The sequence below is a fragment of the Nocardia sp. NBC_00565 genome (assembly GCF_036345915.1).
Lineage (GTDB): Bacteria > Actinomycetota > Actinomycetes > Mycobacteriales > Mycobacteriaceae > Nocardia.
Map to the genome: position 1 here is coordinate 3064728 of NZ_CP107785.1, position 13477 is coordinate 3078204.

The 13477-nt window shown below is 65.9% G+C and carries 13 protein-coding genes; 11 read left to right on the forward strand and 2 right to left on the reverse strand.

Translation table 11 applies throughout. The annotated features are described in order from the left end of the window. Nucleotides 1–15 precede the first annotated feature (15 nt). From OG874_RS14715 to OG874_RS14730, 4 genes are all read left to right on the forward strand, one after another. Nucleotides 16–1272, forward strand: a complete 1257-nt coding sequence (locus tag OG874_RS14715; RefSeq protein WP_330255698.1) for an amidohydrolase family protein — start codon at nt 16–18, stop codon at nt 1270–1272. Between the two features lie 26 nt (nt 1273–1298). Continuing rightward, nucleotides 1299–1601: a hypothetical protein gene (locus OG874_RS14720; RefSeq protein ID WP_330255699.1), complete on the forward strand. Its 303-nt coding sequence runs from the start codon at nt 1299–1301 to the stop codon at nt 1599–1601. 167 nt (nt 1602–1768) lie between these two features. Further along, nucleotides 1769–2902, forward strand: coding sequence for an acyl-CoA dehydrogenase family protein (locus OG874_RS14725; protein WP_330255700.1), 1134 nt, complete (start codon nt 1769–1771; stop codon nt 2900–2902). Continuing rightward, the gene (locus OG874_RS14730; protein ID WP_330255701.1) at nt 2899–4149 is read left to right on the forward strand and encodes an acyl-CoA dehydrogenase family protein; all 1251 of its coding nucleotides are present in this window, start codon (nt 2899–2901) and stop codon (nt 4147–4149) included. Before OG874_RS14725 ends, OG874_RS14730 begins: the two co-directional genes overlap by 4 nt. 55 nt (nt 4150–4204) lie before the next feature. Here the strand turns inward: OG874_RS14730 and OG874_RS14735 are convergent, their stop codons facing one another. Further along, nucleotides 4205–5410, reverse strand: coding sequence for a CaiB/BaiF CoA transferase family protein (locus tag OG874_RS14735; protein ID WP_330255702.1), 1206 nt, complete (start codon nt 5408–5410; stop codon nt 4205–4207). Further along, the gene (locus OG874_RS14740) at nt 5407–6897 is read right to left on the reverse strand and encodes an aldehyde dehydrogenase family protein (protein WP_330255703.1); all 1491 of its coding nucleotides are present in this window, start codon (nt 6895–6897) and stop codon (nt 5407–5409) included. The genes OG874_RS14735 and OG874_RS14740 overlap by 4 nt, the downstream gene beginning before the upstream one ends. A gap of 233 nt (nt 6898–7130) precedes the next feature. Between OG874_RS14740 and OG874_RS14745 the strand changes: the two genes are divergently transcribed. From OG874_RS14745 to OG874_RS14775, 7 genes are all read left to right on the forward strand, one after another. Then, nucleotides 7131–7835: an SDR family NAD(P)-dependent oxidoreductase gene (locus OG874_RS14745; protein WP_330255704.1), complete on the forward strand. Its 705-nt coding sequence runs from the start codon at nt 7131–7133 to the stop codon at nt 7833–7835. 56 nt (nt 7836–7891) lie between these two features. Next, nucleotides 7892–8752 carry a mycofactocin-coupled SDR family oxidoreductase gene (locus OG874_RS14750; RefSeq protein WP_330255705.1) on the forward strand — a complete coding sequence of 287 codons (861 nt, stop codon included), beginning with the start codon at nt 7892–7894 and terminating at the stop codon, nt 8750–8752. Between the two features lie 14 nt (nt 8753–8766). Further along, complete coding sequence (locus OG874_RS14755) at nt 8767–8958, forward strand: ferredoxin (protein WP_330255706.1); 192 nt, start codon at nt 8767–8769, stop codon at nt 8956–8958. A 14-nt stretch (nt 8959–8972) separates the two neighbouring features. Next, entirely contained in the window at nt 8973–10337 is a 1365-nt protein-coding gene (locus OG874_RS14760) for a cytochrome P450 (protein WP_330255707.1), read from the forward strand. Nucleotides 10338–10460: 123 nt separating this feature from the next. Continuing rightward, on the forward strand, nt 10461–12119 hold the full coding sequence (locus OG874_RS14765) for a thiolase C-terminal domain-containing protein (RefSeq protein ID WP_330255708.1): 1659 nt from the start codon (nt 10461–10463) through the stop codon (nt 12117–12119). Between the two features lie 12 nt (nt 12120–12131). Next, the gene (locus OG874_RS14770) at nt 12132–12635 is read left to right on the forward strand and encodes a DoxX family protein (RefSeq protein ID WP_330255709.1); all 504 of its coding nucleotides are present in this window, start codon (nt 12132–12134) and stop codon (nt 12633–12635) included. A gap of 28 nt (nt 12636–12663) precedes the next feature. Next, nucleotides 12664–13476 (forward strand): NAD(P)-dependent oxidoreductase, encoded by an 813-nt coding sequence (locus tag OG874_RS14775; RefSeq protein ID WP_330255710.1) that lies wholly within the window; start codon nt 12664–12666, stop codon nt 13474–13476. Nucleotide 13477: the final 1 nt, after the last annotated feature.

Sequence of the window (13477 nt, forward strand, 5' to 3'; positions counted from 1 at the left end):
ACAGCGAGGAATCACATGAATATCGATGACATGATCCTGGTCAGTATTGATGACCATGTGGTCGAACCCGCCGATATGTTCGACCGGCACACACCGAAGAAATATGCCGAGCACATCCCCCAGCTGATCACCAACGACCAAGGCATCGATCAGTGGGTCTACCGGGGCAAGCCGGTCGGAGTGACCGGTCTGAACGCGGTGGTGGGCTGGCCGAAGGAAGAGTGGGACAAGAACCCGGCCCAATACGCCGAGATGCGTCCCGGGGTCTACGACATCCACGACCGGGTCGCGGATATGAACGCCAACGGCATTCTGTCCTCGATGTGTTTCCCGACATTCGCCGGATTCAGCGCGGGACATCTGAGCCAGTTCAAGGATGAAATCACCGTCGCGGTGATCTCGGCCTACAACGACTGGCATATCGATGAGTGGTGCGCGACCTATCCGGGCCGGTTCATTCCGAACGCGATCCTGCCGCTGTGGGATCCCGCATTGGCCGTCGCCGAGATCAACCGGGTCGCTGCCAAGGGCTGTCGCGGGGTCACCATGCCCGAACTTCCGCATATCGACGGCCTGCCCTCCTACCACGACGGCGAGTACTGGGCCCCGGTGTTCACCGCGCTCTCCGATACCGGACTGGTGATGAACCTGCATATCGGGCAGGGTTTCGGCGCACTCAAACTGGCGCCGAACGCACCGATCGACAACCTCATGTGCCTGGCACCGACGGTGTCCCAGGTCGCCATTCAGGACTTGCTGTGGGGACCGGCGCTGCGCACCTATCCCGGACTGAAGGTCGCCCTGTCCGAGGGCGGGATCGGCTGGATCCCGTTCTACCTCGACCGCTCCGACCGCCACTACACCAACCAGAAATGGCTGCGCCGCGACTTCGGCGGCCGCCTGCCGAGCGATGTGTTCCGCGAGCATGTCATGGCCTGCTACGTCACCGATAAGACCTCGCTGAAAATGCGCCATGAAATCGGAATCGACATCATCGCCTGGGAATGCGACTACCCGCACTCGGACTCACTGTTCCCCGACGCACCGGAATTCGTCCTCGACGAACTGAACAGCGCAGGCGCCGACGACGCCGATATCGACAAGATCACCTGGCAGAACGCCAGCCGCTTCCTCAACTGGGATCCCTTCGCCCATACCCCGCGCGAAGAGGGCACCGTCGGCGCGCTGCGCGCCAAGGCCAAGGACGTCGACCTCACCATTCGCCCCCGCAAGGAATGGGCCGAACGCTACGCCGCGGCACGGGCCAGCTGAGCACGCCGACCGCATAAGGGAATCCCATGCAGATGATGGTCTTCTCCACCCCGCGCGCGGGTATGGAAGAGGAATACAACAAATGGTACGAAGAGGTCCATATTCCCGATCTGCTATCGATACCGGGGATGAAATCCTGCACCCGATTCCGCGGACAATCGGTCGCGGGACAACCCGCGGAGTTCGCTTATTGCGCCGTCTATGAGATCGACGGAGATTTCGACGCGATCATGCGCGAGATGCAGGCACGAGCCGCCGACGGACGCAGCCAACTCAGCCCGGCGATCGACCCGGCCGCCACGAAAGTGACTGTCTGGGAACCGTTCTGACGGCAACGGCGGCCGCGCGGCGCGGCGCCGTTTCTCGATCTGGCCCGCCGACAGTACGTTTCGCCCACCCCCGTCGCTGTCGGCGGTGCCACTGCCTCCCGCGGATCACCCCGCTGATCCGCGGGAGGCCCCTAACCATGTCCCCAGCTGCGAAGGACCGGTCCCCGGTGAACCTCGACCCAACTGCCGACCAACGGCTCTTCCAATCGACCACCCGCGAATTCCTCGCGAAATCCGTTCCGGTCGAGGCCGTGCGCGCACTCGCCGAAGCCGGTCGTGGATTCGATCGCGCATGGTGGCGCAAGGGTGCCGAACTCGGTTGGACCGCGCCGCTGGTCCCGGAACGATTCGGCGGCGGATCGGTATCGGAGGCGCCGATGGCCGATCTGGCACTGGTCGCCGTGGAATTCGGCCGCGCGTGCGCGCCCGGCCCGCTGACCACCACCAGTGCCGTGATCTCCGGGCTGGTCCTGGAGCAGGACCGCTTCGCCGACCTGCTCGCCGAGATCGTCGGCGGCGAAACCGTCGCCGTCTGGGCGCATTACGAGCCGGGACGCGGGTTAGAACCGCGCGACGCGGACACGACGGCGGTACCCGACGGCGACGGTTTCCGGATATCCGGTATCAAGGACCGCGTCGAGTCCGGCGACCAAGCCGATATCTTCCTGGTGGACGCCCACGGCCCCGACGGACCGGTACAGGTACTCATCCGGGCCGACGCACCCGGGGTGAGCGTCGCACCGACGTGGACCCTCGATGTGGTCCGGCGTACCGCACAGGTTTCCTGCACCGACGTCGCGGTCGGCGCGGACGCGGTGGTCCAGCGCGACCCGGCCGAAGCCACCGCGGCGATGCGCACGCAGTTGCGGGTCGCCGCCGCGTTGACCGCGGCGGAGATGACCGGCGCGACCGACCGGGCCTTCGAAATGACCATGCGGTGGATGTTCGACCGCTACACCTTCGGCCGCCAACTGGCCTCCTTCCAGGCGCTCAAGCACCGGGTGGCCGACTACAAGACCTGGCTGGAAGCGTGCCACGCCACCGCGTGGGCGGCGGCCAATGCCTTCGCCGACGATCCGACGGCAGCCGCCGAAGCCGTCAGCGTCGCCAAGTCCTATATCGGCGCCACGGCTCCCGGCATCGTCCAGGAGTGCGTGCAACTGCACGGCGGCATCGGCGTGACCTGGGAACACGATATGCACCTCTACCTGCGGCGAGTCACCCTCGGGCGGGCTCTGTACGGAACGCCGGGAGAACACCGGCGCCTGCTCACCGATCTCATGGAGAGGAACGCCGCATGACCGACGGCACCGCAGCCAACGACGTCGAATCCGTCGACAGCTTCCGCGACCGGGCCCGGCGCTGGCTCGAAGACAACCTGCCGCCCGCGCCGCCGAATCAGCTCGGCGAAACGAGCAAATCCGCGGCGGCCTGGACGCGGGCCAAGGAATTGCAGCGCATTCTGTACGACGGCGGCTTCGCCGGTATCTGTTTTCCGAAGGAGTACGGCGGCCTCGGCTTGACCCCCACCCACCAGCGGGCATTCAGCGAGGAATCCCGCGATTACGAAATGCCGCTGGCACTGAATATCCCGACGCTCACCATCTGCGCGGCGACCATCCTGGACATGGGCAGCGAGGAGCAGAAGCGCACCCATATCTCGGCGGTGCTGCGCGGCGAGGAACTGCTGGTGCAGTTCCTGTCCGAACCGAGGGGCGGTTCGGATCTGGCCGGGTTGACCACCCGCGCCGACCGAAAGGGCGATAGCTGGGTGCTCAACGGCGCCAAGATCTGGAGCTCGGGGGCCTATGCCGCCGACTACGCGCTGTGCCTGGCGCGCACGGATTGGGATGTGCCCAAACACGCTGGGCTGACCATGTTCTTGGTGCCGGTGCGCACGCCGGGCGTCACCGTGCAGCAGATCACCCAGGTCGACGGCTCCCGTGAGTTCTGCCAGGAATTCTTCGACGATGTCGTGCTGCCCGCCGACGCCGTCGTCGGCCAGGTCAACGGTGGCTGGGAAACCGCGAACCGGCAGTTGTTCCATGAGCGCAGTGCCGTCGGCGGCGCGTCACCGTATTCCAGTGGCATCCAATCCCATAGCGGCCGTGATGTTTCCGGCCTCGTCGACTTGGCGCGGCGCACCGGTCAGCTCGCCGACCCGCGAGTCCGTGAGGACATCGGCGAGGCCCGAGCCCTCAATATGGTGCACGACCAGCTGATCGCCCGGATCACCCACGGCATCGGATCCGGCGCTCTGCCGCCGGCCGCCGGATCGATCGTCCGCCTGTTCAGCGCCCAGAATTCCTGGCTGCAAGCCGATATGGCCGTCCGGATCGCCGGGGCCTCGGCCGCCACCGGTACCACCGCCGACGACGCGGGATTCGGCCAGGCCGGCCAGGACTACCTGATGCGGCAGGCATGGAGCCTGGCCGGCGGCAGTACCGAAATGGCCCGCAATATCATCAGCGAACGCGTACTCGGCATGCCCCGCGAATTCGCCGCCGACCGCGACATTCCGTTCAACCAGGTGGAACACGGCCACTAGATAACGATGGCAGCCGCCCCGCGCACGGACCGGCCGCCACCAGGAATACTTCGAACTAGGTGATCGCGCCCGCTGTCTTGAGCGCGATGACGCGGTCCCAGTCCATACCGAGTTCGAGCAGGACCTCTTCGGTCTGCGCCGCGAACTCCGGCCCCGGTCCCGTTTCGGGCGCGGTGACGTCGAATTGCACCGGGCTGGAGACCAATTCGAGGGTGCCGGCCTGGACCAGATATTCGTTGGCCCGGATCTGCGGGTCGGCGGTCACCTGCAGGCTGTCCTGCACCGGCGCCCACGGCCCGGACATCGTGCCCAGCCGTTCGGTCCACTCGGCGAGAGTCCGGGTCGCGAACACCTCGCGCAGGATCTTCACCGCCTCAGCGGTATTCGCGGCGATCAGCTCGGCGGTCGCGAAACGCGGATCGTCGGCCAGTTCCGGACGGTCGATATGGCGGCACACATCGGCCCAGAATTTGGTCGGCTGCAACATCACCAGCGATATGTACCTGCCGTCCGCGGTGAGGTAGAGACCCGACAACGGATTGGTCGGCGCACCGTGCGCGCCCGGCGCGGGCGCCACCATCGCCTCGCCCATATACGCCGACAGCGCGATCGTATGTCCCATCGCCCACAGACCGCTGCCGAGCAACGAGACGTCGACCACCGACGGTTCACCGGTTCGCTCACGTTTGAGCAGGGCCGCCGCGATACCACCGGCCAGATTCGTGCCGGAGATGGTGTCCCCGAACGCCGGTCCCGGTGGTGGAATCATGCCCTCGATCCCGGGCGGGGTGATGGTGGCGGCGACCGAGCCGCGGCACCAGAACGCGGTCATATCGAATCCCCCCTTATCGGCCTCCGGGCCGCGTGGGCCGAGCGCACTGCCGCGGGCGTAGATGATGTCGGGCCGCACCGCACGGATATCGGCCACGTCGATATGGAATTTCTGGCGTGTCTGCGGCAGGAAACTGGTCAGGAACACATCGGCGCCGCGGGCCAGTTCGTAGATGACCTCCTGCCCTTCCGGCACCGACATATCGACGCCGATGCTGCGCTTACCGCGATTGGCGTGTTCGACATTCGGATTCGGGTCACCCTCGACCTTGAACTTGCCGATCTGGCGCAGCCCGCGCTGCGGATCGCCGGATACGGCATGCTCCACCTTGATGACATCGGCCCCCCACTCGGCGAGCACCGCGCCCGCCGAGGGAACGAAGCCGTACATCGCGACCTCGAGGACCCGAATTCCTTCCAGCGGCCTCATGCGATCACCGCCGCATAGGTCTTGCTCTCGAGGAACTCCTCCAGCCCGGCGACACCGCTCTCCCGGCCGATACCCGACTGTTTGTAGCCGCCGAACGGGGCGTCGGGACCGAAGTAGTTGCCGCCGTTGATGCTGAAGGTGCCGCTGCGGATCCGCCGAGCGAGCGCGAGCGCACGGTCGGCGTCCGCGCTGAACACCGCGCCGGACAGACCATAGATGGAGTTGTTGGCGATCCGCACGGCATCGTCCTCGTCGTCGAAGGGGATGACGACGAGTACCGGTCCGAAGACCTCTTCCTGCGCGATTTCGCTGTCCGGGTCCACACCGGCGAGCAGAGTCGGGGCGTAGAAGAAGCCCGGATCGACCTTCGTTCCGCCGGCTACCAGCTTCGCCCCGGCCGCGACCGCGCGCTCGACCAGGCCGTGCACCTTGTCTCGCTGGCGCGCGCTGATCAACGGGCCCATATACGTTTTCGGGTTACCGGGATCGCCGTAGCTGACCCGCGCGAAATTGGCCGCGACCAACTCGACGATCTCGTCATGATGCTGCCGCGGCACCAACAGCCGCGAGGTGAGCGCACAGCCCTGCCCGGCGTGACTGCAGATGGTGAAGGCCGCGAACTGGGCCGCGGACTTGAATTCGGCATCGTCGAGCAGCACCATCGCGGACTTGCCGCCGAGCTCCAGGAAGACGCGCTTGAGCGATTCGCTCGCCGCCGCCATGATCTGGCGGCCAACCGGGGTCGAGCCGGTGAAGGTGATCAGATCCACGTCCGGATGGGTGGTCATCAGTTTGCCGGTCGCCACATCGGTGGAGGACAACACGTTCACCACGCCGGGCGGAATATCGGTGTGTTCGGCGATCAGCTCGCCCAGAGCGAGCGTGGCCAACGGGGTGTCCGGGGCGGCCTTGAGCACGACCGTGCAGCCTGCGGCCAGGGCGGGCATCAACTTGGCCAGCGCCAGCTGATGCGGATAGTTGTAGGCCACGATCGCGGAAACGACTCCGGCGGCTTCCTTTTCGACCCACCGGCGGTGCCGCAGGCCACGGGATTCGATCTCACCGAGGTCCTCGGTCAGCTGATACTCCGGCAGCAGATCGGCGTAGTAGCGGGCGATCTCGATCGGAACTTCGAGCTGATTGGCGTGGGTGAGCATGCGAGTGGCCCCGACCTCCGCGATGGTCAACTCGCGCAGATCCTCCACGTTCTCGCGCAACACCCGATGCAGCTGGTCGAGGCAGCGGGCGCGGAACTCGACATCCGTCGACCAGGTGGTGGTGTCGAAGGCCCGGCGCGCGGCGGCGATCGCCGCCTCGGTGTGCGCGAGCGTCGCGTCCGGCGCGTAGCCGTATACCTCGCCCGTGGCGGGATTGAGCGATTCGAACGTCTGCTCGGTCGCGATGAGCTGCCCATCGATGAGAAGCCGTTTGGTGACTGCCGTGGTCGCCGCTTGGTCGCCTACCGGCTCGGTGTCCTGGGATGGCATCCCGTCTCCTCGCTGAGTATGGAAATTTGATTCTCAAATTGAGAGAATAATGTATCCGACGAACGCGAACAGTAGCAATGGAACACCGGCCCGGATAGCCCCCTCGACGCCACCGGCGGACACGCCATGCCCGACGCAGCCTCCGGGCCTTGCGGACGGATACTGGACGAGAGTACGGTTCTCCAAACTGGAAGGGAGATTCTTGTGATCGACGCTACAGCGGAGGCCAAGCCATGAAAACCGCAGTAGTCACCGGAGGCGGATCCGGAATCGGCCTGGCCATCGCGCACCGGCTGCGCGCCGATGGCTATCACGTCGCCACCCTCGACCTGCGGCCGACCGAAACAGAATTCGCGCACACCGCCGACGTCTCCGACCGTACCCAGGTGCAGGCCGCGCTCGAGGCGATCCGCGCACAACTCGGCCCGGTCACGGTCCTGGTCAACGCGGCGGGCCTGGACGGCGTCAAGCGCTTCGGCAAGCTCACCTTCGAAGAGTGGCACCGGGTGATCGATGTCAACCTCAACGGCGTTTTCCATTGCATCCAGGCTGTGCTGCCCGATATGCGGGAGGCCGGCTGGGGGCGCATCGTGAATATCTCGTCCTCCAGCGCGCATTCGGGCCAGCCGTTCATGTCGCACTATGTCTCGGCCAAATCGGCGGTCAACGGGCTGACCAAATCGCTGGCACTCGAGCTCGGGCCGTGGGGCATCACCGTCAACGCGGTACCGCCCGGATTCGTCGACACCCCCATGCTGCGCAAGGCCGAAGCCGCCAACCTCCTCGGCGGAACGATCGAAGAACACATTCAGCGCACCCCGGTGCGGCGCGTCGGACGTCCCGAAGATATCGCCGCCGCCTGTTCGTTCCTGATCTCCGAGGAGGCCGGCTACATCACCGGTCAGATCCTCGGCGTCAACGGCGGCCGCAACACCTAGAAACACGCCCGCCGGTTCCGGTGGGCCGCACGACAAATATCTGAAAGGACCCACCAGTGGGACGTGTAGAGGGCAAGGTCGCCTTTATCACCGGCGCCGCCCGTGGCCAGGGCCGCAGCCATGCGGTGAAGCTGGCGTCGGAGGGCGCCGACATCATCGCCGTCGACATCTGCCGCGATATCGAAACGATCCAATATCCGTTGTCGCGCCCGGAGGACCTGGAAGAGACCGCGCGGCTGGTCGAAAAATCCGGCCGGCGCATCGTCACGGTCGAGGCGGATGTGCGCGACGGCGCGCAACTGCGCGACGCCCTCGCACGCGGTGTCGAGGAACTGGGCCAGCTCGACATCGTGGTGGCGCAGGCCGGCATTGCCGGTATGAAGGGCCAGCCGCAGTGGCAGGCGTGGACCGACGTGATCGACACCAACCTGGTCGGCGTCATCAACACCATCCATGCCGCGCTGCCGTATCTGGACGAGGGCGCCTCCATCATCGCCACCGGCTCGACCGCGGCGCTGATGGATGTGTCCAAGGTCGATCAGCCGGGCAAGGATCCCGGCGGCGTCGCCTACATGGTCGCCAAGCGCGCACTGTCGATGTTCGTCCACGAGATCGCCACCCACCTCGCGGCGCGGAACATCCGCGCGAACGTGGTGCATCCGACGAATGTCAATACCCCGATGCTGCAGAGCGAGCCGATGTATCGGTCGTTCCGCCCGGATCTGGAACACCCGACCCGCGCGGATGCCGAGCCCGCCTTCTTCGTGCAGCAGGCCATGCCGATCCCTTATCTCGAGCCGGAGGAGATCAGCAACGCGGTGTTGTTCCTGGCCTCCGACGAGTCCCGATACATCACCGGTACGCAGCTGCGCGTGGACGCCGGCGGATATCTGAAGTGGTACGACTACCACATCTGAAGGGAAGAAATACCGTGAAGGTTCAAGTCGATCCGGATCGCTGCCAAGGTCACACATTGTGCGCTATGGCCGCACCCCATTCATTCGTGCTGAGTGACATCGATGGTCATTCGTCGCCGGTCAGTGCGGATGTTCCGCCCGACCAAGAGGAACAGGTGCGCGAAGCCGCCCACTCGTGCCCGGAACGGGCGATCTCCCTTTTATGAGAGAGGACACCGCCATGAGCGTCGATAACGTGGCGACCGACGACGAACGCAAACAGCCCCGCTATTCTTTCGACCGATTCGCCTCGGAATATCGTGGCCGGTTCCTGGAAATCACCGAGGAAATGCAGGAGAAGTGCCCGGTCGCCTGGTCGGACACGCACGACGGGCATTGGGTCGCCGCGGGCAACCGCGAGGTCTTCGAACTCGCCCGCTGCCCGCACATGTCCAACGACAATGATCCTGCCGGTGAGCGTCGCGGCTACAAAGGCATCTCCATTCCCACGCCGCCCAGGGCGCGGGGTGTGCGCGGCGGAATTCTGGAAATGGACGAGCCCGAGCACCGCGAGGTCCGCGCGGCGCTCAACCCGTACCTGTCGCCGGCCGCGGTCAATCGCTGGATCCCGTTCATCGACGAGGTGGTGCGGGCCGCGCTCGATGAGAAGATCGAGTCCGGTCAAATCGATTTCGTCGATGATCTGGCCAATGTGGTGCCCGCGGTGCTGACGCTGGCGATGCTGGGCATTCCGATCGCCAAATGGACGGTCTACAACGAGCCGGTGCACGCATCGGTGTACACACCACCGGACTCGCCCGACTATCCGCGTATCGCGCAGATGCATCAGGAGATGGGCAAAGATCTGCTGCTCAATCTGTTCGAGATCAAGCAGAATCCGCGCCCCGGCTTGATCAATGCGGTCGCCAACGCCACGATGAACGGTGAACCGCTGCCCGATATGGAGGGGCTCGGCATGCTGGGCCTGCTCATCGGCGGCGGTTTCGACACCACGACCGCGCTCACCGCGCACGCGTTGGAATGGCTATCGGACAATCCCCAGGACCGCGAAATCCTCAGCCGCGATCGGGAGGAACTCCTGGATTCGGCCACCGAGGAATTCCTGCGCTTCTATTGCCCGGCTCCGGGTGACGGTCGCACGATCGCCGAGGATTGCGAGGTGATCGGCACCGACTACCGGGAAGGTGACCGGGTGTGGCTCTCCTGGGCGATGGCGAACCGGGATCCGGAGGTCTTCGAGGATCCGAACAAGGTCATCCTGGATCGGCGGCGCAACCGGCACTACGCCTTCGGGCTCGGCATCCACCGGTGCATCGGTTCGAATCTGGCCCGCACGGTGTTCAAGCGGATGCTGCTCGCCGTGCTCGACCGGATGCCGGACTACCGATGCGATCCGGAGGGCACGGTGCACTACAACACCATCGCCATCATCCAGGGCATGCGCCATCTCCCGGCGACGTTCACCCCCGGACCGCGGCTGGGCGCCGGACTCGAAGAGACCCTGGCGCATCTGCAACGCATCTGCGATGAACAGGGACTCGCGGCACCGGTGACAGCTCGGGCTCAGGCGGCCGAAATCGACTGACCTGCCGCGGTCATCGCAACGTCCGGGGCCTGCGTCATCCCCCGGATCAACCGGCCGCGCGTGGCCGTCCTCAGCCCGGACCGGCCACGCGCGGCCGTCGACACAGCGAAGTTAGGAGGCGATGTGGCCGAACCGTCGGGACGTCCCCTGCCGTTGCTCACCCAGGACAACGAGTTCTTCTGGACCTCGGGCGCCGATGGCCGCCTGCGCATCCAGGAGTGCCGATCCTGCGCGGCACTGATTCACCCGCCACAGCCGGTGTGCCGGTACTGCCGCGACCGGCGCATGGGGGCGCGCATCGTCTCCGGCTTCGCCACGCTCATCGGCTTCACCGTCAACCATCGTTTCGCATCGCCCGGGCTCGAGACTCCCTATGTGGTGGCACAGGTTGCCATCGAGGAGGATCCGCGGGTCCGCCTCACCACCAACGCGGTCGAATGCGATCCGGCCGATCTTGTCCTCGGCATGCGGATGCAGGTCGTCTTCCAACCGGACGGCGACGTGTGGCTACCGCTGTTCCGGCCCACCGCCGAACAGCCCGAACCCGCGCCCCTGCCCACCGATGATATTGCGCCACAAGAGTTCTCGCGCCATGTTCGGCCGATGGTCAGCCAGGATAAGTTCGAGGACAAGGTCGCCATCACCGGCATCGGCATGTCGGAGATCGGGCGCCGCCTCATGGTTGCCCCGCTATCGCTGACGATTCAGTCGTGCGAGCGCGCGGTGGCCGACGCCGGTCTCACCATGGCCGATATCGACGGACTGTCGACCTATCCCGGTGGCGGCAATGTCGGCGGCTTCGGCGAGGGCGGGGTCACCGCGCTCGAGGCTGCCTTGGGAATCCGGCCCACCTGGTACAACGGCGGCTTCGAAACCTTCGGGCCCGGCGGATCGGTGATCGCGGCCATGCTGGCGGTCGCGGGTGGCCTGGCCCGGCATGTGCTCTGCTTCCGTACCGTCTGGGAGGCCACCTATAACGAGCTGATCCGGACGGGCAAGATCACCCCGCCCGGCGGCCGCACCCCGAGCTGGATGGTGCCGTTCGGCGGCATCTCGGCCGCACACACCCTGGCCCAGAACGCGCAACGGCATTTCCACCGGTACGGCACCACGCGGGAGACGCTGGGCTGGATCGCGCTGAACCAGCGGGCCAATGCCGAACTGAATCCCACCGCCGTCTATCGCGACCCGCTGACGATGGAGGACTACCTCGGGGCCCGATCCGTCACGACGCCGTTCGGGCTCTACGACTGCGATGTGCCCTGCGACGCCTCGGTCGCCGTGGTGGTCTCGGCGGCCGACACCGTGCCCGATCTGGCCAAGCCGGCGATCCGAGTCGAGGCGGTCGGCACCCAGATCCTCGAGCGCATCGAATGGGATCAGAGCACACTGACCCACGAACCGCAGGTGCTCGGCCAGTCCGCGCATATGTGGTCGCGCACGTCGCTGCGCCCGGCCGATGTAGACGTGGCCGAACTCTACGACGGATTCACCTTCAACTGCCTGTCCTGGATCGAGGCCCTCGGCTTCTGCGGTATCGGCGAGGCCAAGGACTTCCTGGAGGGCGGCAAGAACATCGCCCGCGACGGCGTGCTACCGCTCAACACCCATGGCGGTCAGCTCTCGCATGGACGCACCCATGGCATGGGCCTACTGTACGAAGCCGTCACACAGTTGCGCGGCGAGGCCGGAGACCGGCAGATTCCGGACGCCCGGGTGGCGGTCACCAGCAGCGGCGGCCTGACGCCCAGCGGCGTCCTGCTCCTGACAAACGACGTATAAGGAAGTGCACGTATGGATGTCGCCGATCTCGCCCTGGCACTGATCCGACTCGTCATAGGCGCGACCATGATCGCCCACGGCACCAACCACTGGCTCGGCGGCGGCCGCATCCCCGGCACCGCCCGCTGGTTCACCGGCCTCGGACTACGCAACGGCACACTCCACGCCTGGCTCAGCGTCATCACCGAAATCAGCGCAGGCACACTACTGATCCTCGGACTCCTCACCCCACTGGCCTGCGCAGCCGTCATCTCCGTCATGCTCGTCGCCGGACTACTCGCCCACCGCCCCAACGGATTCTTCGTCTTCAAAGAAGGCTACGAATACGTCCTCGTCCTCGCCGCCACCACACTCGCCCTCGCCGCCCTCGGACCCGGACGACTCTCCCTCGACCACGCCACCGACATCACCATCCACGGCTGGACCGGCGCCGCAATCGCCCTCGGCGTCGCCGCCGTATCAACCACCGGACTGCTCGCACTCTACTGGCGACCACAGCCCGAAGAAGCCGCGTAACAAGCATATTCGAACTGGAGGTGCGCTGATGCGCGTCGGATTCATTGGATTGGGTAGCCAGGGCGGGCCGATGGCACGCCGGATCGTCGAGGCCGGATTCGAGACGACCCTGTGGGCGCGTCGTCGCGCCTCGCTCGAGCCGTACGCCGATACCGCCGCCCGAGTCGCGGATTCGCCACAGGAGTTGGCTCAGGCGAGCGACCTGGTCTGTCTGTGCGTCGGCAATGACGCCGACGTCCGCGACGTGCTCACCGGCGAACAGGGTGTGCTCGCGGGTTTGTCGGCGGGCGGAATCGTCGTCGTGCACAGCACAATTCATCCGGACACTGTCCGTCAGCTCGCCGATATCGCCGCGGCGCAGGATGTTTCGCTGATCGACGCGGCGGTGAGCGGCGGCGCACCCGCGGTCGCCGAGGGTCGCCTGCTGGTCATGGTCGGTGGTCCGGCCGATATCGTGCAACGCTGCCGTCCAGTTTTCCAGACCTACGCCGATCCGATTGTGCACCTGGGCGATATCGGCGCGGGCCAGGTCACCAAGCTGCTCAACAACCTGCTGTTCACCGCGAATCTCGCGACCGCCGCGAGCACTTTGACGTTGGGGCAGGAGTTGGGCATCGACCAGGCCCGCCTCGGCGAGGTGATCGGGCACGGCTCCGCGAACAGTTACGCGCTCGGGCGCATCCTCAATAGCACGCTGGCGACGATCGGCCAGCGCGCGGGCCACATACTGCGCAAAGATATCCAGCTGGTGGCCGATCTGGCGAAGAACACCAATGCGGCAACCGGCGTGGCGCTCACCGCGGCCGATGCCACGCTGACCCTCATGGGCCACGAGCGGTGAC

What these genes read in the sequence shown, in the direction of transcription:
- OG874_RS14730 (WP_330255701.1), top strand. Translation starts at nt 2,899, where the DNA reads ATGACCGACGGCACCGCAGCCAACGACGTCGAATCCGTCGACAGCTTC.
- OG874_RS14775 (WP_330255710.1), top strand. Translation starts at nt 12,664, where the DNA reads ATGCGCGTCGGATTCATTGGATTGGGTAGCCAGGGCGGGCCGATGGCA.
- OG874_RS14760 (WP_330255707.1), top strand. Translation starts at nt 8,973, where the DNA reads ATGAGCGTCGATAACGTGGCGACCGACGACGAACGCAAACAGCCCCGC.
- OG874_RS14735 (WP_330255702.1), bottom strand. Translation starts at nt 5,410, where the DNA reads ATGAGGCCGCTGGAAGGAATTCGGGTCCTCGAGGTCGCGATGTACGGC.
- OG874_RS14720 (WP_330255699.1), top strand. Translation starts at nt 1,299, where the DNA reads ATGCAGATGATGGTCTTCTCCACCCCGCGCGCGGGTATGGAAGAGGAA.
- OG874_RS14770 (WP_330255709.1), top strand. Translation starts at nt 12,132, where the DNA reads ATGGATGTCGCCGATCTCGCCCTGGCACTGATCCGACTCGTCATAGGC.
- OG874_RS14740 (WP_330255703.1), bottom strand. Translation starts at nt 6,897, where the DNA reads ATGCCATCCCAGGACACCGAGCCGGTAGGCGACCAAGCGGCGACCACG.
- OG874_RS14715 (WP_330255698.1), top strand. Translation starts at nt 16, where the DNA reads ATGAATATCGATGACATGATCCTGGTCAGTATTGATGACCATGTGGTC.
- OG874_RS14745 (WP_330255704.1), top strand. Translation starts at nt 7,131, where the DNA reads ATGAAAACCGCAGTAGTCACCGGAGGCGGATCCGGAATCGGCCTGGCC.